Genomic DNA, 24,653 nt, shown 5'->3' with positions numbered 1-24,653 from the left:
GAGCTGGACCGTGTACCAGCCGAACGGGCAGGACGATTATGCGGGCGCAGCAGGACCGGCAGCAGCGATGATCGACTCGAGTTCCGCCGCGTCGGCCAGGTCATGTGGCCGTACGACGAGGTTGTCGGAGACATAGAAGAACGCTGCACGCACCGTCCCGAGCGGTACCTCCTTCAAACGTGACCAGGCCAGGCGGTAGACCGCCAGCTGCACGGCCTTGGCGGCTCGCCGGTCAGGAGCCGGCGGGCGTCCGGTCTTCCAGTCGATCAGGTCCCAGCCGCCGTCGGCGTCGCGGAAGACGGCATCGATCCGGCCACGGACGACGACGTCTCCGATTCTCGTCTCGATAGGAGCTTCGATCGCGGCCGGTTCCCGCAGCGCCCACTCGGACTGCTCGAAGATCGCGGCCATCTCGTTCAGGCCGAGCGTCTCGTCGACGTAGGCGTCGGCCCCGCCGGGGTACTCACCGAGGTCGAGCATCCCACCGGACCCGTAGAACTCCTCGATCCAGGCGTGGAACGCGGTGCCCTTACGCGCCGCAGTCCCGGGCCGCCGCGGAAGCGGCCGCCGCAGTTGCTGCATCACGGCTGCGGGATCCTCGCGCAGCTCGACCAGTGTCGAGGCGGAGATGTGCGATGGCAGCGTCAGCGGCATCCGCTCGCGTTCCCGCGCCTGCCTGGCCAGCGCAAGCCGGACCTCGCGGCCCCATCGACCGCCGTCGACGTCGACCTCGAGGGCGGGTGCCGCTGTGTGATCGAGGACGGCCTGCGCGGCGCTCTCCATGGCGGAGCGGCGCGGACCGAGCGGATCGAAGGGCCAGGTAGCCCGCTCAGGGCTCGCATTCGCAGGATTGGTGTCGCCTGCATCGTCCTCGGAGATCCAGTGCGGGCTGCTGAATCCCGCTGTGCCCGACTCCGCCAGTTCCACGAGGTCCGTCAGGTAGGACGACGGCCCGGACGGCCTGGACCGACCACCGCCCCACACCGACGATGTGCAGACGAGGGCGTGCTTGGCCCGGGTGAACGCCACATAAGCCAGGCGTCGTTCTTCCCGCTCGGCATGCACCCTTGCCTCGTCCGTGAACACCTTCTCGCTGGCCAGCCATTCCTTCTGGTCCTGCTGCTCCCAGTCCCACTGCGGCAGTTCTGGGGCGTCTCCCCTCAACGGCCAGGGAATGGATGAATCCCCGCTGCTCCATCGGGAGTCCTTGCCGCTGGGGAAGGACCCCTCATTGAGGCCTGGGACGAAGACGACGTCCCACTCGAGTCCCTTCGATGCATGCACGGTGAGGATCTGCACGGCGTCCCTGCTTGCTTCGAGCTGCGTCACCGGCAATCCGTCCTCCTCCTGGTCCGCGGCTTCGAGCCACGCGAGGAATGCCGGCAGGTCGACCCGTTCCGCGGAGGATACGAACCCCGCGACGGCTTCGGTGAAGGCATCGAGATTTCGGCGTGCCTCGTGGATGCTCACCCCTGGTTTCGCGGCTACCTCGATGTCGAGCAGGATGGTGCGCTCCACCTCCCCGATCAAGCTGCCGAGGTCATCGCCGACGAAGCTGCGGAGGGCGCGAAGCTCCTGCCTCAGGGCATCGAGTCGCTGCCGTGCGGTGTCGCTGAGCGCACGGCCCGACGAGGACACCCACCCCGACGGAGGCAGGTAGTCCACGGCCTCGACGAGACTGCCGGCTTCGGCGAGATCGGGAGCCACGACGGCGTCCCTGCTCTGGTCACCATCGAGCTCCTCCCCCGCCCGAGCACCGCGACGGAACATGGCTTCCCTGGTACGGGCGAGCTGCCTCGACCAGTCGCCGAGCGCCATCAGGTCGGCCGGTCCCAGGCGCCACCGCGCCCCGGACAGGAGCCTCAGCATCGAGTCCGAACGGTCGGGGTCACCCAGTACGCGGAGGGTGGCGAGCAGGTCGACGATTTCGGGAGTGCGCAGCAGGCCGCCCAGTCCGACGACCTGCACCGGAACCCCTACGCGCTCGAGTTCGGTCCGGATCGGGTCGAACTGCTTCCGGCCTCGGCAGAGCACGGCCATGGTAGGCCGCAGAGGCGTGCCGTCGTCGTCGGTTTCGAAGCTGCGCCTGCGCTGGCGCAGAACCTCCCGTGCAACCGCCTCCGCCTCGCTCAGCGGGCTACCGGGGGCTGTCGGAGGTGCGCCCTGCCCGTCGGTTCTGGCCGGGGTGAACGGACCGTCGGTGAGGAAGCGTCCCAGCAGGACCTCGCCGAGCGGTGCGCCTGGTCGTGCCACCAGACCGGGAACCTGCTGGATCGAGGTGTTGCGAAGCCACGGAGCAGGCACGTTCAGGGGTGCCGACACCGTGTTCGCTGCCTCGAGGATCGAGGTCGAGTTGCGCCACGCGACGGAGAGGTGTGCCACCTCCGACGGCATGCGCCCTTCACGGGTGACTTTCGGGAAGGCGGTCCGGAAGGTGCCGAGCTGCCCGGCCGACGCTCCCCTGAAGCCGTAGATCGACTGGTGCGGGTCGCCGACCGCTGTCACGGAGCGCCCGTCGGCGAACAACCGGGAGAACAGGACCATCTGCGCGTGGGACGTGTCCTGGAACTCGTCGAGCAGCACTACCTTGTACTTCTCCCGTTCCAGCTCTCCTGCCTCCGGTATGTCCTGCGCGATGCGCGCAGCCAGAGACACGAGGTCCCCGAAGTCGAGCTGCCGTCGCGCGAGTTTGGCAGCGGCGTAGCGCTCGACGAGCTCGGTGACGGTGATGCGGGTGCGGAGCTTGTCGAGGAGTTCGCCGACCTTCTGGGTTGCCGGCCTGTCCGCACCCGCGACGTAGCGCTGCGCCATGACGTAGTCGACATGGCGGCGCAGCTCGTTCCGCACGGTTGCAGGGGCGACGAGGTGCTCGGCGCACTCCCCCGCCATGTCGAGCACGGCCTTCACAAGAGTGCTCTTCGCGGCCGTGAAGTGCTGCCACTCGCCGTCATAGGCCTCGACGACGGAGTGGGCGAGCTGCCAGGACTGGGCCGTACCGAGCATGATCGAATCCCGTTCCACCCCGATCCGAAGGCCGTAGTCCTGCACGATTCCGTTCGCGAAGGAGTGGTAGGTCGAGATGGCCGGGTCGAGCCTGTCGAGTGCATCACTGCCGGAGGGAGCGATGCCGTCCTGCGCGAGCGCCGCATAGAGCTGGGCCAGTCGCTGCCGGACCCGAGAGGCGAGCTCGCCTGCCGCCTTCCGCGTGAAGGTGACTCCGAGGATCTGCTCGGGACGCACGAGCCCGTTCGCGACGAGCCATACGACCCTGTCCGCCATGGTCTTCGTCTTCCCCGAACCCGCGCCGGCGATGACGAGGAGAGGTTCGAGCGGAGCCTCGATGACACGCGCCTGATCCTCCGTCGGGTACTGGACCGGAGCGTCCTGGTCGGTGTGCAGCAACTCGGCCAACCGCCGTGCGGAATAGGCTGGGGTCATCCTGGAAGCCGTCACTGCGTCACCTGCCTGCCCTCTTCGCAGAGCGGGCAGATCTCAGGCAACCGACAGCCGTGTCCGCCAAAACCCGAGCGCCGAGGATCGTGGACCGTCTCGAACCTCGCTGCCGCCATGAGCGCGGCTGCGTCCTCGATCATCGTCCTCGCCCACGAATCCTCGGGACCGACCGGCGCCTGCTCCTGGACGGACACGTTCTTCGACTTCGTGCCCAGCTGGACGAGCGCGGCTCCTCCCGACACTCGGCTCCCGGCCTCGGTGGCACCCGCATCCGCGAGGGCGCCGGCGCCCGCGCCATCCTCAGCGCCGGCACCGCCCCCGGCACCTGCTGCGCCCCCGTCCGACAGGGCGCCGCCGGCAACAGCCGTCTGGTAGGCGGCGAGCTGCGGATGCCGCTCGATGTCACCTGTTGCGGGTGCGCTCTTGCCCGTCTTGAGGTCGACGACGACGAACCGTCCATCGGCGTCGAGCTCGAGCCGGTCGATCTGCCCCCGCAACCGCGCGACCCGTTCCGTGCCGTCGACACGCACGTCGAGGTCCGTCGAGAAGTCCACCTCCGTGGCGTGGAGAGCGCGGCCGGTCTTCCGCATCCACAGGACGTACGCAGCCAGTTTCCGGACCATCCCTTCAGCTCGCCTGAAGTCGGCCTGGCCCTCCCAGGTGTCCTTGATGCCCAGTTGCGGCCACCGCCGTTCGAGCTCACGGACGTACTCGTTGCCGGTGGCCTCCGGGATGTCCTGTGCGATCTGATGGACGAGCGTGCCCAGCGACCGGGCGAAGTCCGTGGTCCGCTCTCCCCCCGCCGCCGACACGAACCAGCTCAGCGGTGACGTGAGCACTGCCTCTACCTTGGAGGGCGACACCGGGATGGGCTGGTCCTCCGGCACCACAGGATCCTCGCTGCTCAGACCGAGGACGCCCCACCACTGTGCTGGATGGGCTCCCGGGACCGGCGGATCGAGGGCCGCCATGCGTCCGAGGTGCAGAACCGCCTCGCGGGACAGAGCCGGGTTCGTCTGCGGATCCTGTGCGAACTTCCGAAGCTCGGCCACGAGGGCGCGAAGCGTCACCGGCCGAAGCACCTCGGTGCGCGGCCGCTCAGCCGTACCGGCCGGAAGCGGGTCGAGGACGTCGAGGAACGGGGAGGGCTGCTCGTCCTGGGACGAGACAGCGCAGCAGACCAGCTCCTGCGTGGCACGCGAGACAGCGAGCGAGAACATGCGCAACTCGTCGAAGCGGATGTCCTGCAGCTGGGAAACGGGATCACGCGTGCTCCGGAAGGACTCGCCGTGATCGAGCAGGGCACGCAGGTCGCCGGATCCGAGGAGTTCACCGCGCAACCTGAGATTGGGCCAGACGCCGTCCTGCACGCCCGCGACGATCACGAACGGCCAGTGCCTGCCCGCCGCACTCGCTGGAGTCAGCACCGACACCGATGCCTGACGCTTGGTGCGCTGCGCGAGGGTGTCCATCGGGATGTCCTGGCTGAGGATGTAGTCGAGGAACAGCTCGGGATCCGCACCCGGCAACTGCTCGACGAAACGCTCCGCCGTGTGGAAGAGGGCCATCATCGCGTCCAGGTCCCGGTCAGCGCGGGCGGAGGACGGCCCCTCGGACAGCGCCGCCCCCGACCACTGCTGCGCGAGCCCTGACGCCGACCAGAGCGCCCACAGGACCGACTCGGGGTCGGCTCCGGCTGTCTCGACCGCGGCTTTGCCTGCCTCCAGCATCCTGTGCAGGCGGCGCACGGGTGCACCTTCGGCGGACAGCGCGGCGATCTCGTCGGGCGCTGTGAAGAGGGCGGTGAGGAGCTCGTCGCTGGTGCGGCCTCCACCCTGCTGCAGCTCGGTGCGGCGCAGGACCTGGCGCAGGCGGCGGAGATCCAGGCTGCCCGCGCCGCCGATGCGCGACGTGAGCAGTGAGATGCAGAGCTCGGTATCCAGTTCCGCACGTCCCACGACCACGGCGTACAGGTCCAGCAGGGGGCGGACCGCGGGTTCCTCCCGGATGGCCGTCTCCGCGGCGGGCACGTTCACGGCGATGCCCTGCGCGGTCAGGAAGCGCTGGACGGCGGATACCTGGGCGCCGTTGCGGACGATTACGGCGATGTCATCGAGGCTGCGCTCTCCGAAGAGGTGCGCCTCGAGCACTCGCTGCGCGATGAAACGCTGCTCGTGGAAGATGCTGTCCAGCACATGGGCCGATACGCCGGGAGCTCCAACTGCGCCGCCGCCCCGTTCGCGGTCCCTCCGACTCTCCTGCAGGCCCTCCCGCCGACCGTCGGGACCGCCTGACCGTGCGGTCCGGCGCACAGCGTCACGGCTGCCGCGCTGGTCATCCTCGGAACCGCCCTGTGCGGAGCGGTAGGCGGTGCTGACACCGGTCGTCGCGATGCGGCCGGCCACGTTCCCCCATGCCGCCATGAGGGGGCCCTGCAGCGTGAGGGACGCGGGCAGGGTTACCGTGGTCAGTCCTCCGCCGCGCCGGAACAGCCGTGACAACCGTCCCGTGAGTTCGGGACGGGCTCCCCGGAATCCCTGCGCCACGGTGTCGGGGCAGGAGGTGACGACGACGTCGTTCCCCGCCCCGATCAGTCCCAGCAGCGCATGCACGGCCGGGTTCGCCTCCTGGTAGTCGTCGACGAGGATCAGCTGCAGGCGCTTCCGTTCCCTGTCGAGGTAGTCGCGGTCGGTCTCGAGGATCTCCCGCGCAGCAGTGAGGATTCCGGCGGGGTCGAACGCCTCGGGCATCCTGAGGTCGAGCACGTCGCGGTATTCGCGGTACAGGGCCGCTGCGGCGAACCAGTCCGGGCGGTCGAACCGCGCTCCCCAGGCGGCGAGGTCGTCCGCCTGCACGCCGTACTCGCTCACGCGATCGAAGAGGTCCCTGATCTCCTGACGGAAGCCCCTGGTCGACAGTGCCAGCGCGAGGTTCGCGGGCCACGCGATCTCGGGAGCGCCGTCCCGCCCGTGCCCCGCGAGGAGCTCCTTGATGATGAGGTCCTGCTCGGCTCCGGACAGGAGGCGAGGGGCGCGGGTGATGCCGGGCGTCCGCCCTTCGGCCCTGGCCCGCCGGATCAGATCGAAGGCATACGAGGCCCACGTGCGCGCCGGCGCCGTGCTGATGCTGCGGTCGAGCTTCGCGGTCAGCTCATCACGCAGCCGTGTCGCGGCGGCACGCGTGGGTCCGAGGAGGAGGAGCCCTTCGGGCTGGACGGCTCCCGCAGTGATTCGCCGGACCGCGAGATCGGTGAGCAGCGACGACTTCCCGCTGCCGGGCCCGCCGAGCACCAGGACCTGCCCCTGGAGGCTCTCGAGCGACTCGAGGACATCGAGGTAGCCCTGATAAGGGCGCGAGAGGCCCTCGTCCGGGCTGTCGTCCGAGGGGTCGCCCAGGGCATCGCCGAAGGACGCCTGCGGAGCATCATCGAGGGTGCTGGTCATGCCTCAACACCATCACACGCCACGGACAATCAGCGGGACCGCAACGGCGACCCGCCCTCCTGTCCGGCGTGCCGCAGGGACGCGCCGAGTTCGGCGACGAAGGACTGTTCGGCGTCCGAGGGCCACCAGTGGGCGCGCGTGAGATCGACCCGGTATTCCCCGTCCCCTGCGGGTCCGGAAGGTCCGGAGGGAACCGACAGGGCGGTGCCCTCCTCGTCGTAGTGGGAGCGTGCCTGCAGCTCGAGTCCGCGTGGCGGATGTCCTCCCGCCCGCAGGACGCGCCACCACGGGACCCGCCGCGTGCTGCGCGAGAGCGCCCGGCCGACCTGGCGCGGTCCGCCGCACTGCAGAAGTTCGGCGACGTCGCCGTAGGTCAGCACGTGCCCCGCCGGGATCAGTTCCGCCACGGCCAGGACGGCGTCCGCGTACGCCGCCGGATCGACACGCTGCAGCCCCTGGCCAGGATCGAGGGTGCCCTGCGGAACGACTTCCGGCCCGGGGCCACCGCGTGGATGCATGCGCCCACCCTAGCCCGGCGCACCTGTCGGAGCGGCTACGCCATTAGGTCGGACCCCGCCAGTACGGTGGGGCCATGACGATTTGGCATGAGGGCCGGAGAGCCGCTTTCGACCTGGAGACGACGGGACGCGATCCCTTGTCGGCACGCATCGTCACCGCGACGATCATGCTGGTCGACTGCGACGGCGAGGTGCTGGAACACCACGAGTGGCTGGCGGATCCCGGGATCGACATCCCGGACGGCGCCGCCGCGATCCACGGCGTCAGCACGGCTCACGCGCAGGCCCACGGGTCGCCCGCCGCCGCCGTCGTCCGCGCGATCGCGGCGGTCCTCGGCAGGCTCTTCGGTGCAGGCGTACCCGTGCTGGCCTACAACGCGCGGTACGACTTCACGGTGCTGGCCCAGGAGGGCCGCCGGTACGGGGTGGACACGCCCGAGCCGTCACTCGTCATCGATCCCTACATCATGGACAAGCAGGCGGACCGATACCGCCGGGGGAAGCGGACGCTGACGGCCCTGTGCGAGCACTACGGGGTCCGGTTCGAGAACGCCCACACCTCCGCGGCAGACGTCCTCGCCACGCTGCAGGTCGGTCGGATCCTGGCCGAGCAGTACGGCTTCCTGCAACGTCCCGCAGCGGACCTGCACGCCTCACTGGTCGTGTGGGCGGACCGGCAGGCGGCCAGCTTCGAGGAGTACCTCCGGCGCACGGATCCGGATGCGGTGATCGAGCGGGCGTGGCCCATCGTCCAGCCGTGCGTCCAGTCACTCGTGGCGTCTGCTGCGGAGCCCCTCGTCGCGGTGGTCGATCAGACCCTGGCCGGCGGCGCCCTGCCGCGCGATCAGCAGGCGGCACCCGCCGTCGCCTGAACGGACTGCGGCTATAGCCTGAGCAGACACGGCAGAACAACGGCACCCCGGCCGACCGTGGCGGACGATGGCGCACCCCGGCGCACCCGGGGGCCGACGGCGTACCCAGCCGACCACGGCGGGCCGCGGCGGACGACGGCGCACCCCGATCGACCACGGCATCCGACGCGTCAGTCGACCGGGACCGCTTCCGCTGCGGCACGCGCCGCTGCCGGGAGAGCCGCGTGGACACGTTCCATCGCAGCATCGTCGTGTGCCGCCGAGAGGAACCACGCCTCGAACACCGAAGGCGGCAGGTAGACGCCGGAGTCCAGCATCGAGTGGAAGAACGGTCCGTAACGGAACGCCTCCTGGCCCTGCGCGTCGGCGTAGTTCCAGACACCGTGTTCGGCGGTACCGAAAGCGACGCTGAACAGGTTGCCGGCCCGCTGGATGGAGTGGTCGACGCCGGCCTTCGAGAGCTCGGCGGACAGGGCGTCACTCACCTCGAGCGAGCGGGCGTCGACGTGGCGGTAGACGTCGTCGGTGGCGGCCGTCAGGGTGGCCACACCGGCCGCCATGGCGAGCGGATTGCCGGACAGCGTACCCGCCTGGTAGACGGGACCGATCGGCGCGAGGTAGTTCATGACGTCGGCACGTCCGCCGAGGGCAGCAGCCGGGATCCCGCCGCCGATGACCTTGCCGAAGGTCAGCAGGTCCGGCGTCCACGGGTGCTCCGCGTCGTCGGCACCACCGGTGAGCTTCCAGTAGCCGCCCCGGTGGGTCCGGAACCCGGTCATGACCTCATCGACGATGAAGAGCGCTCCGTGCTCCGAGGTGATGCGGCTCAGGAACGCGTTGAAGCCGGGAGCCGGTGTGACGACCCCCATGTTCGCAGGTGCCGCTTCGGTGATGACGGCCGCGATCCGGTCACCGTGCGTCCGGAATGCCTCCTCCACCGCCTCGACATCGTTGTACGGCAGCACGAGGGTCTCCGCCGTCGTCGCTTCCGTGACACCGGCCGAGCCGGGCAGTGCCAGGGTCGCAACACCGGATCCGGCGGCGGCCAGGAGGCTGTCGACATGACCGTGGTAGCACCCGGCGAACTTGACGATGAGGTTGCGCGACGTGAACCCGCGTGCGAGGCGCACAGCCGTCATGGTCGCCTCGGTTCCCGTGGACACCATGCGCAGGAGCTCGACGGCGGGCACGCGCTCCTTGACGAGCTGCGCGAGGTCGGCTTCGGCAGGCGTCGACGCACCGAAGGTCAGCCCGTGATCCACGGCGCGATGGACCGCAGCGATGACGTCGGGGTGCGAGTGCCCGAGCAGCGCCGGGCCCCAGGAGCACACGAGGTCAACGTACTCCCGTCCGTCCGCGTCGGTGACATAGGCGCCGTGCGCGTCGACGAGGAACCGGGGGGTCCCGCCGACCGAGCCGAAGGCCCTGACGGGTGAGTTGACGCCGCCGGGCATCAGGGCACGGGCACGTTCGTACAGGTCTTCCGACGATGTCATGGGGCTGGTCACGGGGTTCGTCATGGGGAGCGGTTCCTTAGCTGTGGTTGTCATCGAGCCAGAGCGCAAGCTCGGAGGCCCAGTAGGTGAGGATCATCTGCGCACCGGCCCGTTTGATGCCCAGCACCGACTCCTCGATGGCACGCCGGCGATCGATCCAGCCGTTCGCCGCTGCGGCCTCGATCATGGCGTACTCCCCCGAGATCTGGTAGGCCGCCACGGGTACGGGAGACATGGCTGCGACGTCGGCGAGGATGTCGAGGTAGCTCATGGCGGGCTTCACCATCACCATGTCAGCGCCCTCCTCGATGTCGAGCTCTACTTCGAGGATCGCCTCCCGGCGGTTCGCCGCGTCCATCTGGTAGGTCCGGCGGTCGCCCGTGAGCTGTGAATCCACCGCCTCCCGGAAGGGTCCGTAGAAGGCAGAGGCGTACTTCGCCGCGTAGGCGAGCACCACCGTGTCCTGGTGCCCGGCCTCGTCCAGCGCCTGACGGATGACTGCCACCTGACCGTCCATCATCCCGGACGGGCCGAGGACGTGCGCCCCGGCGCGCGCCTGCTCGACGGCCATCTGCGCGTAGAGCGCCAGCGTGGCGTCGTTGTCCACCGAGCCGTCCTCCGCGAGGACTCCACAGTGCCCGTGGTCGGTGAATTCGTCGAGGCAGACATCGCTCATGACGACGAGCGCGTCCCCGACCTCGGATCGGACGTCGGCGATCGCCCTGTTGAGGACGCCGTCGGGATCGACACCTGCACTGCCCGTGGCGTCACGGTGCTCGGGGATGCCGAACAGCATGATGCCGCCGACACCGCGCTCGACGGCCTCGGACGCGGCCCGCTTGAGGGAATCCGTGGTGTGCTGCACGACGCCGGGCATCGACAGGATCGGCGACGGCTCGGTGAGTCCCTCGCGGATGAAGGCCGGCAGGATCAGCTCGGACGGGTGCACGCGGTACTCCGCGACCATGCGCCGCATGGCGGGGGTCGAGCGCAGCCTCCGTGGCCGGTGCTGGGGGAAACTCATGGCTGATCTCCGTTCAGTGGTGGTGCGGGTACGCGCGTGACGGCGGAGCCGCGCGACAGTGCTTCATCGACGGCCCGGGCGATCCCGAGCGGTGTCGGATCCGCCGCCGTCGCTCCCGGCTCCCAGCCCTGTTCACGCAGTGCGGTGGCTGTGGCCCGCCCGATGGCGACCGGAAAGAAGGCGAGGGATCCCTCGCCCAGCTTTTCATGGAACTGACGCACCGTGCTGGGTGCCGTGAAGACGATGGCCGGCTGGACGCCGTCGGCAGCCATCGTCGCGAGTTCCCGGAGGGCGATCAGCGGTGGCGGCGTGCCCTGTTCCACGACACCGGCGACGCGGCGCTCGGGCTCCGCCGGGTAGGGGACGGTGCGGTAGGCCTCCACGCGCTGCACGGTCCAGCCGAGTGCTGCGAGGCCGGCCCGCAGGTCATCGGGAGCGAGATCGGCCTGGGGAAGGAGCACCGCGTCCCTGCCGCGCGGGAACTCCGCCAGGAGCCCGGCCGAGGAGGCGTCCTGCGGCACCAGGTCGACGGCGATGCCCGCCTCCGCCAGCGATCGGGCGGTGGCCGAGCCGACGGCGGCGACCAGGGAGCCTCCCGCGCGGACGACCCGCGCGAGGGAGGTGCCCTGTGACGCGGCGACCATGCCGAGCGCCGTGACGGTGTTGGCGCTCGTGATGGTGAGCCAGCGGTACCGGCCGCTGCCGAGCAGGTGGAGTTCCGCCCCGACCGCGTCGACGTCGGCGGGCAGCTCGCTGTCGGTCAGCGGCAGTGCGAAGGAGGCCAGGCCGAGAGCACCGAGCGCTTCGGCGATGCGCACTGCCCGCTCGGGGTGCCGGAGGACGAGCACGGGTTGGCGATCCCTGGCCACGGGGACCTAGCTGTTCAGCGGGGCGATGCCGGCAGCACCGGCCGCGAGCAGGTCTTCGGCGAGGTCGAGCCCGAGCTGCGCGGCGGCGACGGCGTCCGCGGCCGGCGCCGTACGCGTCAGCCGGAGGATCGATCGTCCGTCGAGGCTGCACACCACGGCCTCGAGGGCGAGTTCGTCACCGCGCAGGTGTGCGAGCGCGCCGATCGGCGCAGCGCACCCTGCTTCGAGCTGCAGTAGTACGGCCCGTTCAGCCGTCACGGCGAGCCGCGTCGGCAGGTGGTCGTAGGCGGCGAGGGCCTCGCGCATCCGGGGAGCCGAGTCGACTTCCCGGCATTCGACGGCGAGCGCGCCCTGCCCGGGGGCGGGCAGCATGACGTCGGTGTCGATCAGCTCGGTGATGGCGTCGTCGCGCCCCAGCCGCCGCAGCCCTGCCGCGGCGAGGACGACGGCGTCGAGGTCGCCGGGCGCGCCGATGACGAGTCCGGCCACGCGCCCCAGCCGCGTGTCCACGTTTCCGCGGATGTCGACGACGTCGAGCCCCGGACGGGCGGCACGGAGCTGCGCCGCACGCCGCGGCGAACCGGTGCCCACCCGCGCGCCGTCGGGAAGCGTGGCCAGCGTCAGGCCGTCCCGTGCGCACAGGGCGTCACGGACGTCCTCGCGCTCGGGTACCGAGGCCACCGTGAGTCCCGGCGCGGGCAGCGTGGGGAGGTCCTTCAGCGAGTGCACCGCTATGTCGCACCGCTCCTCGAGCAGGGCGTCCCGGAGCGCCGCGACGAAGACGCCCGTGCCCCCGATCTGCGAGAGCGACCCGCGGGAGACATCCCCCTCCGTCCGCACCCGCACGAGCTCGTACGGGAGCCTGGCGAGGTCGGAGAGGCGCTCGGCGACCGTCGTCGTCTGGGTCATCGCGAGGGCGCTACCCCGCGTCCCCACCCTGATTCCGTGATCCATGGTCAGCGGCCCGTCACAGCCCGGGGTTGGGCAGCGGTGTTCCCACGGTGGAGTCGACGGCCGCGATGGTCGGCTTCTCCCCGCGGCGGTTCGCGCAGCAGTTGGGCCGGCAGACGTCGTACCAGGGACCCAGTGCAGTTGCCGCCGGACGGTCCGCGATGTTGTTGTCGATGGTGCGCTCCAGAATGAGGTCCACCAGCCCCTCCACGAACTTCCGGTGCGTGCCGGGCGTGGGGACGCGATCCGCCACGATGCCGAGCTCACCGCAGGTCTCCATGGCCTCGGTGTCGAGGTCCCAGGCGACCTCCATGTGGTCGGACACGAACCCGAGCGGCACGATGACGACGCCGCGGGTGCCGTTCTCGTAGCGGTCCCGCAGCGCGTCACTGATGTCCGGTTCGAGCCACGGGATGTGCGGCGCGCCCGAGCGGGACTGGTACACCAGCGACCACTCGACGCCCGCGGCCTCCGGGATCCTGTCCAGCACGGCCTGGGCCGTGGCGAGGTGCTGCGCCACGTAGGCGCCCTCCTCATAGGCCGGCCCACCCTCGGCGTCGCGGGGGCCGGCGGCCTCGGCGTCGCCCATCGGGATCGAGTGGGTGGAGAACATGATATGCACCGGAGCATCGGGGCTCCCCTGCTCGGCGAGGCCCGCGCGGACCTTCGCCAGGCCCTCGGTCACTCCCTCCACGAACGGCTCCACGAAGCCCGGGTGGTCGAAGTACTGACGCACCTTGTCCACTTCGAGCCGACCCTCGAGGCCCGTCTTCACGAGGGCCATGCCGAGGTCCTCCCGGTACTGCCGGCAGCTCGAGTAGCACGAGTAGGCGCTCGTCGTGACGGCGAGGACCTTGCGATGGCCGGCGTCGTACGCTTCCTGCAGGGTGTCGGCGATGAACGGCTCCCAGTTGCGGTTGCCCCAGTAGACCGGCAGGTCGATCCCTCGGCGGCGCAGTTCTGCCTCCATGGCGGCACGCAGGGCACGGTTCTGGCTGTTGATCGGGCTCACGCCGCCGAACGCCCGGTAGTGGTGCGAGACCTCCTCGAGCCGTTCGTCGGGGATGCCGCGACCGCGCGTCACGTTCCGGAGGAAGGGGATGACGTCGTCCTGCCCCTCGGGACCGCCGAACGAGGCGAGCACGACGGCGTCGTACGCCTTCGGAGCCATCCGGCCGTCCTGGTCGACCCCGTCGAGTGGGTTGAATGCCTGCGTCGTCACTGGAGCACCTCTGCAATCTCGTCGTGGTTGATCCGTCGGCCGGTGTAGAACGGCACTTCCTCACGGACGTGGCGGCGCGCTTCGGTCTCCCGGAGGTACCTCATGAGGTCCACGAGGTCCACGAGTTCGGGAGCCTCGAGCGCCAGGATCCATTCGTAGTCGTTGAGGGCGAAGGATGAGACCGTGTTGGAGATGACCTGGGGGTACTTCCGGCCCTTCATGCCATGGTCCATCAGCATTCCGCGGCGCTCCTCGGTGGGAAGGATGTACCAGTCGTAGGACCGCACGAACGGGTACACGCAGACCCACTCGGCGGGAGCGACGCCGCGGGAGAATGCGGGGCTGTGGGACTTCGAGAACTCAGCGTCGCGGTGGACACCCATCGCCGACCAGACCATCGTGGTCTCCGCGAACGTCTCCGTGCGGCGCAGCCGGCGCACCGCGGCCTGAAGGTCTTCCGGGCGCGGGCCGTGCAGCCAGACCAGGACGTCGGCGTCGGCGCGCAGGGCCGAGACGTCGTAGAAACCGCGGAGTACGACGCCGTCCTCCTCGAAGGAGGAGAGGACCTCCTCGAGCGTCCGTGCGCCGGACGTCGTCGTCGCCGTTCCCCGCTTGAAGACGGTCCAGAGAGTGTAGAAAAGCTCGCCGGGGGCGTCGTCGCCCTCCCCGGTCTGCTGTGGAGCGTGGGCGGGTGTGCTACCGGTTAGCTCAGTCATGGTACTAGTTTGCCCCTTGCCCGGAGACGATCCGACATCATTTTTTACTACAGGCCGTAGAAGAGAGGAAGCTCACACGGAGGCTCCGGGTGCGTCCGGACCGAGGGCGTCGGCGAGGGCGTCGGCGCGTGCCTTCGCATCGTCGATGACGGCGACGAGCCCGGTGCCCGAGAGCCAGCCGCCGGTGACCGCGAGGGATGCTGCCTGCTCCGCGACGACCGATCGGATGCGCGTCACCCGCTCCCGGTGCCCCACCGACGCGTGGGGCAGCGCGCCGGCCCAGCGCACGACGTCCCAGTCGAGCACGTCCGCCTCGTCGATGGACACGCCGAGCAGCGAGGAGGCGTCGGCGAGCGCATGGCGGTAGAGGACGTCGTCGGGCGTTGCCAGCCCGACGTCGGCCGGGGTGTCACCGACGCGCCCGAAGGACAGCCGCAGCACGTGCGACCCCGGTCCGGCCTGGTCGCGCAGCCATGCCCACTTCGCGGTCGAGTGCGTCAGGGCCTTGGCCGCGACACCCTCGACGCCGCGTGCCACGAGCACACCGGTTCCGCGCGGTCGGGCATCGAGTTCCGGCACGTCCACCACGAGGGTCACGAGGGCGACGCCGGGTACGGCGTCCGGTCTGTCCGCCGCCACGGCGGGAATGGTGTGGGCCAGGAGGTCGACGGCGGCCCGGCCCTCCGTCGCGACGAGCACGCCGTCGGCCGCGATGCGGCGTGCCAGGGCCGAGTGCTCGGTGGTCACCGTCCAGCCGGAGGCAGCGCGGGCGAGGCCCGTCACGTGCTCCCCCGTCCGGAGATCGGCGCCGTCGGCCCTGAGCTGGTCGACGAGGGCGTCGCGCAGCTGGGCCATGCCACCGGCGAGGCCTCCGACCGCGGCTCCGGCCGGCGCTGCCTTCCGCAGCGCTCCCGCTGCCGCCCCCAGGGACCCGAGGCGGCCCATGGTCGTCCGCAGCCCTGGGGCCACGGAATCGACGTCGAGGTCGTCGGGGTCCGCGGAGAAGACTCCGCCGGCGACGGGGGCGACGAGGCGATGGAGCACCTCCTCCCCCATACGGGCCCGTACGAGCTCGCCGAGGCTTACGTCCCTGCGCGTCGCGAGGGAACCGACGGGCAGGACTTTGTCGAGGGCTGCACGGAGGGCGCCGGCACGACCGATGACGGCGGTGATCGCGGCATCTGCGGGATCGGCCGGTATGCCGAGGACGCCGCTGCTGGGCAGCGGCTGGGCGCTGGCTCGGAGGTCCTTACCGGGCAGCTGCACCCAGGCCCCGGCGGCATCCGGTGCCACGACGCGTCCGCCGAGTCCCAGTTCGTCGGCGAGCGCCGGAACCGTGGCGGACCGCGTCGAGAAGGACTCGGCGCCGCTGTCGAGCTGGAACCCACCGAGCACGCGCCCGTCCACGGTCCCGCCGAACCGGTCGGAACGCTCGAGCAGGGTCACGCGGAGTCCCCGCTTCAGCAGCGTCCGTGCCGCGACCAGGCCGGCCATGCCGCCGCCGATGACGACGACCCTGCGGCCCTCGCGCTCTGCCCGCGGAGCGACGGGCCGGGTTCCGGCACGCGCGTCGTCGTCCCCCTTGCTCCGCACCATCGCTACGGCTCCACCGAGTGGATGAGGTCCACGACGCGCGTCAGGACGTCCGGGTCGGTCTCGGGCGGCACTCCGTGCCCGAGGTTCACGACGTGCCCGGGGGCGGAGGCACCGGCCGCGAGCACGTCGCGCACATGCCGCTCGAGGATCGGCCACGGGGCCGGAAGCAGGGCCGGGTCGATGTTGCCTTGCAGGGGTACGGTGCCGCCGAGCCTGCGGTTCGCCTCGTCGAGGGGCAGGCGGTAGTCGACCCCGATGACGTCCACCCCGACCTCGTGCATGGCCACGAGCAGTTCCGAGGTGCCGGTACCGAAATGGATCAGGGGCGCACCCAGTCCGCGGACGTGGTCCAGCGCGCGGCGCGACGCCGGAGCGACACGCGCGCGGTAGTCGGCGAGCCCGAGGGAGCCGGCCCAGGAATCGAACAGCTGTGCGGCGCTCGCTCCTGCTTCCAGCTGTGCGCGGAGGAACATGCCGGAAGCGTCGGCAGCCCACTCCGTGAGCGCGCGCCAGGTCTCCGGATCGGCGTGCATCATGGTGCGCGGGCCGAGGTGGTCGCGTGACGGCCGTCCCTCCACCATGTAGGCGGCCAGCGTGAAGGGCGCTCCGGCGAAGCCGATGAGCGGGGTGGAACCGAGCTGTGCGACGGTGAGCGCCACGGCCTGGCGGATGGGCTCGAGCGCCTCGGCCGTCAGCGTGGGCAGGGCGGCGACATCCGCGGCCGAACGGATGGGGGCTCCGAGGACGGGTCCGACACCCGGCACGATATCGACGTCCACCCCTGCCAGCTTCAGGGGGATCACGATGTCGGAGAAGAAGATGCCCGCGTCGACGTCGTGCCGCCGCACGGGCTGCAGGGTGATCTCGGACGCCATCTCCGGGTCCAGGCAGGACTCCAGCATGTCGGTGCCCTCACGCAGTGCGCGGTATTCCGGGAGGGACCGGCCCGCCTGGCGCATGAACCATACGGGGCGCCGATGCGGGGTCTGCCCCCGGTACGCGCTGATGAGTGCCGAGCCCGATGTGCGTCCGTCGACCAGTGGGTGCGATGCTCCGAGGCCAGTGCTGCCGATGTCCATACTGCCGATTCTGCCGAAGATCACGGCGGATGGTTAACCGGCAGCCAGGCCGCGGAACGAGGCGTGGCCAACATCACCACCGGCACCCAGGGGCAGAATCCCGCACCATTCCGCGGATTGCAAGCCCCGGTAAGGATCGCCTATTCAGTGGAAGAGCCTGGTCCTCGGTATGATTTAAGGGCCGTGGTACTTCTTTCACTTGTAGCGACACACTCGAATGTGGACCTGGAAACCGTTGCCCGACTGAGCGTCGGGGCCCCCCAGGTCCCTTCCGCCGTGCTCGCCGAGGACAAGGCGGTCGCCGGTGCCGTCGTCCTGGCGACCTGCAACCGTTTCGAGATCTACGCAGAGGCCCCGTCGGAGGACGACGTCGAGGCCGCGCGTTCTGCGATCGTCTCCACCATCAGCGAGTACTCGGGAATCTCCGAGCAGTCCGTGTCCTCGTCCTTCGAGACGCACACGGGCCAGGACGTCGCGGAGCACCTCTTCGCCGTCGGTGCCGGTCTGGACTCCGCCGTCATCGGCGAGCGGGAGATCGCCGGGCAGGTGCGCCGCGCACTCACGGATGCCCAGGGCTCGGGTGCCGCCAGTGGCGGACTCGTGCGCCTCTTCCAGGCCGCCTCCAAGACCGCGAAAGACGTCGGTGCCCAGACGGCCCTCGGCAGTCGTGGCCGGTCCATCGTCTCCGTCGCACTCGAGCTCGCCGGGGACCTGTCCGAGGACGCCGACTGGTCGCGGAAGGCCGTCGTCCTCTTCGGTACCGGGGCCTACGCGGGCGCCACGATGGCGGCTCTGAAGGACAAGGGCTGCACCGATATCTCCGTCTTCTCGTCGTCGGGACGCGCCGAGGCCTTCGTGGCGACGCGCGGCGGGACGGCCCTCGCTGCTGCCGACCTGCCTGGTGCCATGGGCCGGGCGGACGTGGTGATCGGCTGCAGCGGGAGCGACGCGCGCATCGATGCCGCCGATATCGAGCGCGTCCGCGAAGGCAGCAACCGCTCGCTCGTCATCATCGACCTCGCCCTGAGCCACGACTTCGATCCTGCCGTCGCCACGCTGGACGCCGTCGAACTCATCACCCTCGAATCCGTGCGGGCGGCCGCTCCCGAGGAGCAGGCCGACGCGCTCGCCCAGGCGAGCGACCTGGTGCGGACGGCAGCACGGAACTTCGAGGAGCAGCAGACCACACGTGCGATGAACGCCGCGATCGTGGCACTGCGGCAGCACACGCAGGCGGTCCTGGACTCCGAGATGGAACGCGTCCGCGCCCAGCACGGCTGCACGGCCGCCGCGGAGGAGGTCGAGTTCGCCCTGCGGCGCATGGTGCGCCAGTTGCTGCACGTCCCGACCGTGCGCGCCCGCGAGCTCGCGGCGGAAGGACGTCAGGACGACTACACGGCAGCGCTGGAGGCCCTTTACGGAATCGACGTGGCACCCGCCACGGGAGACACCGCCGCAGGAAGGCAGCAGGAGACGCCGGCTGCGTCAGGGCCTGCCCGTGCCGCCCTGCCACACCACACGCATGCCGACGGAGCGGTATGCCCCGTGGACCACGAACGGCCCGCACAGAGCGCCTGACCAGGGCCCCTGATCGCAGGGGCTCCTGATCGAAGGGCCCCGAGCGAAGCGCCACACCAGGACCTCCGCAGGAAGGCGCTAGTAGGTCATCTTCCGGGGTTCGATCCTGCGGACCCACTCGAGGATCCCCCCGTCCACCGAGTGCGCGTCCGGGTGTCCCTGAGCACGCAGGAACCGGACGACGTCGGACGAGCGGACGCCGGACTTGCAGTGCACATAGACGGCCCTCGCGTTCCCGATCGGGACGTCGCCGTCCAGGATCAGGTTCTTCGGCACCAGCTCGGCGCCGTCGATGCTCACGATGGCGTACTCCTCCGGATTACGGACATCCAGCAGGTCGAAATCCGCGCGCCCGGCCGCACGTTCTGCCAGGAGACCTGCGAGCTCGTCGACCGACACGGTCGGAACCGTCTCGTCGGCGTCCCCGCTCGCCTGGTCGCCCGAACCGGCCGGGGGCAGGCCGCAGAACTCCTCGTAGTCGATGAGCTCCGTGATCCGGGCGGCCGAAGGATCGGGACGCACGCGCAGTTCCCGCCAGCTCATGTCCAGTGCGTTGAACACCAGGACCCTGCCGAGCAGGGTGGTTCCGACACCTGTGATGAGCTTGACGGCCTCGTTGACCATCACGGATCCGATCTGCGCACAGAGGACGCCGAGCACGCCGCCCTCGGCGCACGACGGCACGGATCCGGCCGGCGGCGCCTCCGGGTAGAGGTCACGGTAGGTGGGCCCGCGATCCTGCCAGAAGACGCTCACCTGGCCGTCGAAGCGGAGGATCGAACCCCAGACGTACGGCTTCCCGAGGATGGCGGCGGCATCGTTCACAAGATAGCGCGTGGCGAAGTTGTCCGTCCCGTCCACGATCAGGTCGTACGCGGCGAAGAGCGACAGTGCGTTGTCGCGGTCCAACCGCTCCTCGTGCAGCACGACCTGCACCAGCGGATTCAGCTCCAGGATGCTGTCGCGTGCCGACTCGGCCTTCGAGCGACCGAGGTCGGACATGCCGTGAATGACCTGGCGCTGCAGGTTGGACAGCTCCACGTCGTCGTCGTCCACGATGCCGAGCGTGCCGACCCCGGCCGCGGCGAGGTACAGCAGCGCCGGCGAACCCAGCCCTCCGGCCCCGATCACGAGTACGCGGGCGTTCTTGAGGCGCAGCTGCGCATCGATGCCGAAGCCGGGGATGATGAGGTGCCGAGAGTACCGCTGCGTCTCCTCCCGGCTCAGGCTCCCCGCCGCATCGACGAGCGGCGGCAGCGGTGCCGGCACGGCGGACGACGGCGGCGTCGGGACGGAAGTGCCACGCGGCGTGGTCGGCGACGGGGAGCCCGACGGTGAAGCGGTCATGCCCAAGGGTATTCCGCGCGGCTGCAGCGGTGCCAGTGCTCGCGGGGGCAGCGGTACGGAGGAACCCGCGGTGTTACCGCCGCACCGCCGCCCCGCCACCGGTGGGTAAACTGGATCGACCTCCGCCCACCCTGAACCGAGGAATGCCCTACGTGAGCGCTGAACCGACTGCCGCAGGAAAGGCCCTCCGGCTGCCCCGCGACGAACGCCGCCGGCAGCTCCTGGCGGCCGCGCAGGAGGTCTTCGTGGGCAACGGCTACCACGGGGCAGCGATGGATGACATCGCCGTCGCCGCCAAGGTGAGCAAGCCGGTGCTGTACCAGCACTTCCCCGGCAAGCGGGACCTCTACCTGGCCCTGCTCGACAGTCATCTCGCCGAACTGACGCAACTGCTCGTCGACGCCCTCCGCTCGACCGACGACAACAAACTCCGCGTCCATGCCACGATGCGCGCCTACTTCCAGTTCATCGCCCAGGACAGCCAGGCGCACCGGCTGGTCTTCGAATCGGATATCAGCAACGAGCCTGATGTGAGCAGCCGGCTCGAAGCGTTCAATGCGCACTTCGCGAGCGCTATCGCCGGAGTGATCGCCGGTGACACCCAGCTGTCGATGGTCGAGGCGACGCTCCTCGGCCGCGGCCTCGCCGGCATGGCCCAGATCAGCGCGCGCTACTGGCTCGAGACGGACGGCAGCCTCGACATCGATGCCGCTGCGGAGCTGATCTACCGTTTAGCTTGGCGCGGAATCAGCCGCTTTCCCAAGGAAATCTAGAGTAGGTTTCGAAGGAATGACACGTTCACTACACAGGAGGCATGCGCCGTGGAAGTAAAGATCGGTATCCAGAACGTCAACCGGGAGATCATCCTCGATTCGTCCGAGAGCGCCGACGCCATTGCCGAACTCGTGGCGCAGGCGATGACCAGCGGCTCGGAGTTGCGCCTCAAGGATTCCAAGGGCCGCCAGGTGATCGTTCCGACGTCGGTCCTCGGCTATGTCGAGATCGGCGCGGAGGAAACCCGACGGGTGGGCTTCGGCGCGCTGTAAGCCCGAGGGCACGTCGCGAAGACCCGCAGCCACGGCTCATGCCGCTGGGTGCGGGTCTTTCTCGTAGGTACCGAAGAGCTTCCGGCAGAGAAGCTTCCTACACCGTGCGGTCCCGCCCGGCGTGAGTGGGTCATGCCGTGAGTGGGTTAGGCCGTGAGGCCCAGGGCACTCATGCGCCGCGAATGGTTGCGGGTCAGCTGTGAGAAGAGGGCTGTCGTGTGCTGCGTGTGATCGGCTTCGTCCGCGAAGAGCAGACCGGCAAGGTACTCGCGCTCGATGCCCACACGCTGCGCCTGGGTGAGCGCCTCCCCCACGAGCCGGCGGCCCCAGAGCGCCAGGCGCGAGGCCAGCCTCGGATCATCGGCGAGCGCCTCCTTCAGCCGGCGCTGCAGGTGTGCCGCTCCCTCCCCGGAATCGATGGTGCCGATGAGGTTGCGTGTGCGCGGGTCGAGGGTATCGGCGAGGGAGCGATAGAAATCCCCGGAGAACGCATCGATGACGTATGCCTTCATGAGTGACTCGTACCAGTCACCGGGCCGTGTGCGCTCGTGGAATGCGTCGATGGACGCCTGGAAGGGGCTCATTGCGTCCTCGACCGTCACGCCGAGGTCCGCAAGGAACGCGCCGACCAGCTCGAAGTGCTCGAACTCCTGCACGGCGAGCCGACCCAGGCTGGCGCGGTCGGCGAGGCTGGGCGAGAACCGCGCGTCGGACGACAATCGTTCGAAGCCTGACAGTTCCCCGTAGGCCATGACACCGAGCAAGTCGGTCACGAAGCGCGCGTAGCGCGGATTCGCGAGGGCGTCGTCGGATGCACTGGCAGGAAGGGCGGCACGTGACGAAAGGGTGGCAGCGGCGGTCGGAGCGGCCGGGACCGAATCAGTGGAAGCACCACCCTCACCGGGGTACGGAGCTGCAGCCGTGGCAGGTCCGGCGGATGTCGTGTGCTCCGGCCCGGCGGCGGAGAGGGCCGTGTTGTCGGAGGAGCCGTTGTTCATTCTGCTAAGAGTACGCAATCGAGGGGTCGGGGCAACCCGCGGCTCTCGCCCGGGGGTCTGGTGCTGTACCCGCTTCCGGTCTACGCTCGAACGCGTCGACGGCCCGTGAGAGCGCTCGGGCACCGGTGATCCCGGCCCTGCCGGTGAAAGGAGTCGGACATGGAATTCACCGCTGTCCTCCTTCTCTCAGGGCGCACGGCCACCGGTATAGAGGTTCCTGAAGAAGTCCTCGCGGAGCTCGGCGGCGGCCGGCGGGCTCCCGTACGCGTGGGTCTTGGCGACTACACCTACCGCACCACGATCGGTTCGATGGGCGGGCGGGCCATGATCCCCGTCAGTGCCGAGCACCGCACCGCGGCCGGGCTGGAGCCGGGGGCGACGCTGAGGGTCAGCCTGGACCTGGACACGGAGGAACGCACGGTGGACGTGCCCGAGGACCTGGCCGCAGCACTGACGGTGGAGCCATCGCTCGCCCGCGCCTTCGACGCACTGTCCGTCAGCCGCAGGAAGGCGCTGGTCCTACCGATCGAGCAAGCCAAGAGCGCGGATACTCGGGGACGGCGCCTGGCGAAGGCTCTCGAGAGCCTTCGCCGGCCCTCCCCCTAGCAACGGCGCCCGACTGCGCGTCACCCGTTCGGAAATGCCCGATGCATGTGACGTGCATTACCGTAAACCCTGTGCCAGCACAGCATATGGACCTCAGGGACCGTGAGTCCCAGCAGCGCCTCACCGAGTCGCTGCGAACCCTGCGTGAGGAACTCGGCATCCGCGAGGAATTTCCGGAGGAGGTGCTGCGGGAAGCGGAGGCCGCTGTTCGCAGTCACGAGCTCCCCGCGGCCGACCTGCGGGAGCTTCCGTTCCTCACGATCGATCCGCCCGGTTCCACGGACCTGGACCAGGCCGTGTGCCTTGCCCGGAGCGGTACCGGCGGCGAAGGCGACAGCGGGAATGCCCGCGGAGATGCCCGCGGAAATGCCGGTGGAAACGACGGCGACAACGGGCCCGGCGGCTACGAGGTCTGGTACGCCATCGCGGACGTACCCCTCTTCGTCCGTGCGGGGGGCGCCATCGACGCAGAAGCGAGGCTGCGCGGCCAGACCATGTACGCGCCGGACGGCCGCATCTCGCTGCATCCTGAGGTCGTCTCCGAGCACGCTGCCAGCCTCCTCCCGGAGCAGGACCGGCCGGCCTTCGTCTGGCACTTCCGCCTTGATGCGGATGCTGTCGTCCGGTCCGTCACCGTCAGCCGGGCGACCGTCCGCAGCCGGCGCCAGCTCACCTACGCGCAGGTCCAGGCCGACATCGACGCGGGCACGGCGGACGAGCAGCTCGCCCTCCTCGAGGAGATCGGATCCCGTCGCATCCAGCTGGAGCTCGACCGCGGAGGCGCCAGCCTCAACCTCCCGCGGCAGGAGATCACGCACGAGGGCGACAGCTACGGCATCATCACCGAGCCCGCTCTGCCCTGCGAGGACTGGAACGCGCAGATCTCGCTGATGACCGGCATGGCCGCTGCCAGCATGATGATCGACGGCGGCATCGGCATCCTCCGGACCATGCCCGAGCCCGACGACGGCGCGCTCGGCAAGTTCCGGCGCCAGTCGGAGGCGCTCGAGCACCCCTGGCCGGAGGGTATGGCCTACGGCGCCTTCCTCCGCACACTGGACGTCACCGACCCTCGGCAGCTCGCGTTGATGCACGCGGCCGCTTCGCTGTTCCGGGGTGCGGGCTACACCGCGTTCGACGGCGCACTGCCGGATGCCGTCGTGCAAGCCGCCATCGCTGCTCCCTACGCCCACACCACCGCTCCCCTGCGCCGTCTCGTGGACCGGTTCGTCCTCGTCATCTGCTCCTCGCTGTGCGCGGGTGAGGAAGTACCCGGCTGGGTCCGCTCGGCTCTTCCGGAACTCAACGCCCTGATGTCCTCGTCCAACCAGACGGCGTCCCGGCTTGACTCCGGCGCCATGGACGCGGTGCAGGCCGCACTCCTGAGCAACCGCATCGGTGAGGCGTTCTCCGCCGTCGTCCTCCAGGGATCGCCGCCCGCTGTCGAGGAAGCACCGGGCAAGCAGGCGCCGCGGCTGTCCGGAACCGTGCAGGTGACCGAACCACCGCTCGAGGCGAAGTGCTACGGCGAGCTCGTTGCGGGCGAACGCGTGACGGTGGTCCTGCTGGAGGCGGACATCGCCCGGCGGCGCCTCCGCTTCGAGGTCAAACCGACGGACGCGCCGCAACGATACGCGCAATGACGCCGCTGCGGGGCCGGCAGGGTAGTCTTTAAGGCGTAGTAATGGATGACCGGTCGTTATCTTCTCCTCGATAACCCGCAGTACCTACTCGATCCCGAGTTTTTCCGCAGGCGCGAGGTCTCACTCCGCAGCCCGCACGCAGTCGCAAGCCCGCGATCGGCTTCCACTGGACGCCCTGCGCCCGCCGATACGCTCC

General features: G+C 69.9%; 19 protein-coding genes. 6 read left to right on the top strand and 13 right to left on the bottom strand.

Annotated elements, in window-relative coordinates; genetic code table 11:
• Window positions 1-36: 36 nt before the first annotated feature.
• From FDK12_RS01695 to FDK12_RS01685, 3 genes are read right to left on the bottom strand one after another with little or no spacing between them, the layout of a single operon-like run.
• Entirely contained in the window at window positions 37-3,438 is a 3,402-nt protein-coding gene (locus FDK12_RS01695) for an ATP-dependent helicase (RefSeq protein ID WP_137367930.1), read from the bottom strand.
• An 11-nt stretch (window positions 3,439-3,449) separates the two neighbouring features.
• Window positions 3,450-6,896 (bottom strand): ATP-dependent helicase, encoded by a 3,447-nt coding sequence (locus FDK12_RS01690; protein ID WP_223263018.1) that lies wholly within the window; start codon window positions 6,894-6,896, stop codon window positions 3,450-3,452.
• A 29-nt stretch (window positions 6,897-6,925) separates the two neighbouring features.
• Window positions 6,926-7,414, bottom strand: a complete 489-nt coding sequence (locus FDK12_RS01685; protein WP_137367929.1) for an MGMT family protein — start codon at window positions 7,412-7,414, stop codon at window positions 6,926-6,928.
• A gap of 74 nt (window positions 7,415-7,488) precedes the next feature.
• Here FDK12_RS01685 and FDK12_RS01680 point away from each other — a divergent pair, with 74 nt between their 5' ends.
• Entirely contained in the window at window positions 7,489-8,286 is a 798-nt protein-coding gene (locus tag FDK12_RS01680; RefSeq protein ID WP_137367928.1) for a 3'-5' exonuclease, read from the top strand.
• A 170-nt stretch (window positions 8,287-8,456) separates the two neighbouring features.
• Here FDK12_RS01680 and hemL read toward each other — a convergent pair whose 3' ends face one another.
• From hemL to hemE, 8 genes are all read right to left on the bottom strand, one after another.
• Entirely contained in the window at window positions 8,457-9,782 is a 1,326-nt protein-coding gene (gene hemL, locus FDK12_RS01675) for a glutamate-1-semialdehyde 2,1-aminomutase (protein ID WP_104117282.1), read from the bottom strand.
• Window positions 9,783-9,819: 37 nt separating this feature from the next.
• A complete protein-coding gene (gene hemB, locus FDK12_RS01670; RefSeq protein WP_137367927.1) occupies window positions 9,820-10,806 on the bottom strand; it encodes a porphobilinogen synthase in 987 nt (328 codons plus the stop codon).
• Entirely contained in the window at window positions 10,803-11,654 is an 852-nt protein-coding gene (locus FDK12_RS01665) for a uroporphyrinogen-III synthase (RefSeq protein WP_189636226.1), read from the bottom strand. Before FDK12_RS01665 ends, hemB begins: the two co-directional genes overlap by 4 nt.
• A gap of 27 nt (window positions 11,655-11,681) precedes the next feature.
• On the bottom strand, window positions 11,682-12,629 hold the full coding sequence (gene hemC / locus FDK12_RS01660; RefSeq protein WP_137367925.1) for a hydroxymethylbilane synthase: 948 nt from the start codon (window positions 12,627-12,629) through the stop codon (window positions 11,682-11,684).
• A 13-nt stretch (window positions 12,630-12,642) separates the two neighbouring features.
• On the bottom strand, window positions 12,643-13,797 hold the full coding sequence (locus FDK12_RS01655; RefSeq protein ID WP_137368255.1) for a ferrochelatase: 1,155 nt from the start codon (window positions 13,795-13,797) through the stop codon (window positions 12,643-12,645).
• A 47-nt stretch (window positions 13,798-13,844) separates the two neighbouring features.
• Window positions 13,845-14,564, bottom strand: a complete 720-nt coding sequence (gene hemQ, locus FDK12_RS01650; RefSeq protein WP_137367924.1) for a hydrogen peroxide-dependent heme synthase — start codon at window positions 14,562-14,564, stop codon at window positions 13,845-13,847.
• Window positions 14,565-14,636: 72 nt separating this feature from the next.
• The gene (hemG, locus tag FDK12_RS01645; RefSeq protein ID WP_137367923.1) at window positions 14,637-16,160 is read right to left on the bottom strand and encodes a protoporphyrinogen oxidase; all 1,524 of its coding nucleotides are present in this window, start codon (window positions 16,158-16,160) and stop codon (window positions 14,637-14,639) included.
• Between the two features lie 2 nt (window positions 16,161-16,162).
• Window positions 16,163-17,239: a uroporphyrinogen decarboxylase gene (gene hemE / locus FDK12_RS01640; RefSeq protein WP_137367922.1), complete on the bottom strand. Its 1,077-nt coding sequence runs from the start codon at window positions 17,237-17,239 to the stop codon at window positions 16,163-16,165.
• Between the two features lie 183 nt (window positions 17,240-17,422).
• On the opposite strand from hemE, the gene FDK12_RS01635 reads away from it, so the two are divergent.
• Window positions 17,423-18,817: a glutamyl-tRNA reductase gene (locus FDK12_RS01635; protein ID WP_137367921.1), complete on the top strand. Its 1,395-nt coding sequence runs from the start codon at window positions 17,423-17,425 to the stop codon at window positions 18,815-18,817.
• 78 nt (window positions 18,818-18,895) lie between these two features.
• Here FDK12_RS01635 and moeB read toward each other — a convergent pair whose 3' ends face one another.
• The gene (gene moeB / locus FDK12_RS01630; protein ID WP_137367920.1) at window positions 18,896-20,164 is read right to left on the bottom strand and encodes a molybdopterin-synthase adenylyltransferase MoeB; all 1,269 of its coding nucleotides are present in this window, start codon (window positions 20,162-20,164) and stop codon (window positions 18,896-18,898) included.
• Window positions 20,165-20,307: 143 nt separating this feature from the next.
• On the opposite strand from moeB, the gene FDK12_RS01625 reads away from it, so the two are divergent.
• Window positions 20,308-20,937: a TetR/AcrR family transcriptional regulator gene (locus FDK12_RS01625; protein WP_104117120.1), complete on the top strand. Its 630-nt coding sequence runs from the start codon at window positions 20,308-20,310 to the stop codon at window positions 20,935-20,937.
• A gap of 48 nt (window positions 20,938-20,985) precedes the next feature.
• Window positions 20,986-21,210, top strand: a complete 225-nt coding sequence (locus FDK12_RS01620; protein WP_104117121.1) for a DUF3107 domain-containing protein — start codon at window positions 20,986-20,988, stop codon at window positions 21,208-21,210.
• A gap of 146 nt (window positions 21,211-21,356) precedes the next feature.
• On the opposite strand, the gene FDK12_RS01615 is transcribed toward FDK12_RS01620, so the two are convergent.
• On the bottom strand, window positions 21,357-22,208 hold the full coding sequence (locus tag FDK12_RS01615; RefSeq protein WP_137367919.1) for a ferritin-like fold-containing protein: 852 nt from the start codon (window positions 22,206-22,208) through the stop codon (window positions 21,357-21,359).
• A gap of 159 nt (window positions 22,209-22,367) precedes the next feature.
• On the opposite strand from FDK12_RS01615, the gene FDK12_RS01610 reads away from it, so the two are divergent.
• Entirely contained in the window at window positions 22,368-22,814 is a 447-nt protein-coding gene (locus FDK12_RS01610) for a YdeI/OmpD-associated family protein (RefSeq protein WP_137367918.1), read from the top strand.
• A 71-nt stretch (window positions 22,815-22,885) separates the two neighbouring features.
• A complete protein-coding gene (locus FDK12_RS01605) occupies window positions 22,886-24,457 on the top strand; it encodes an RNB domain-containing ribonuclease (RefSeq protein WP_317616699.1) in 1,572 nt (523 codons plus the stop codon).
• Window positions 24,458-24,653: the final 196 nt, after the last annotated feature.

This window comes from Arthrobacter sp. NamB2 (assembly GCF_005281365.1).
Lineage (GTDB): Bacteria > Actinomycetota > Actinomycetes > Actinomycetales > Micrococcaceae > Arthrobacter_D.
The sequence above is the reverse complement of the archived record's forward strand: the minus strand, read 5'-3'. Positions and strand labels throughout refer to the sequence as shown.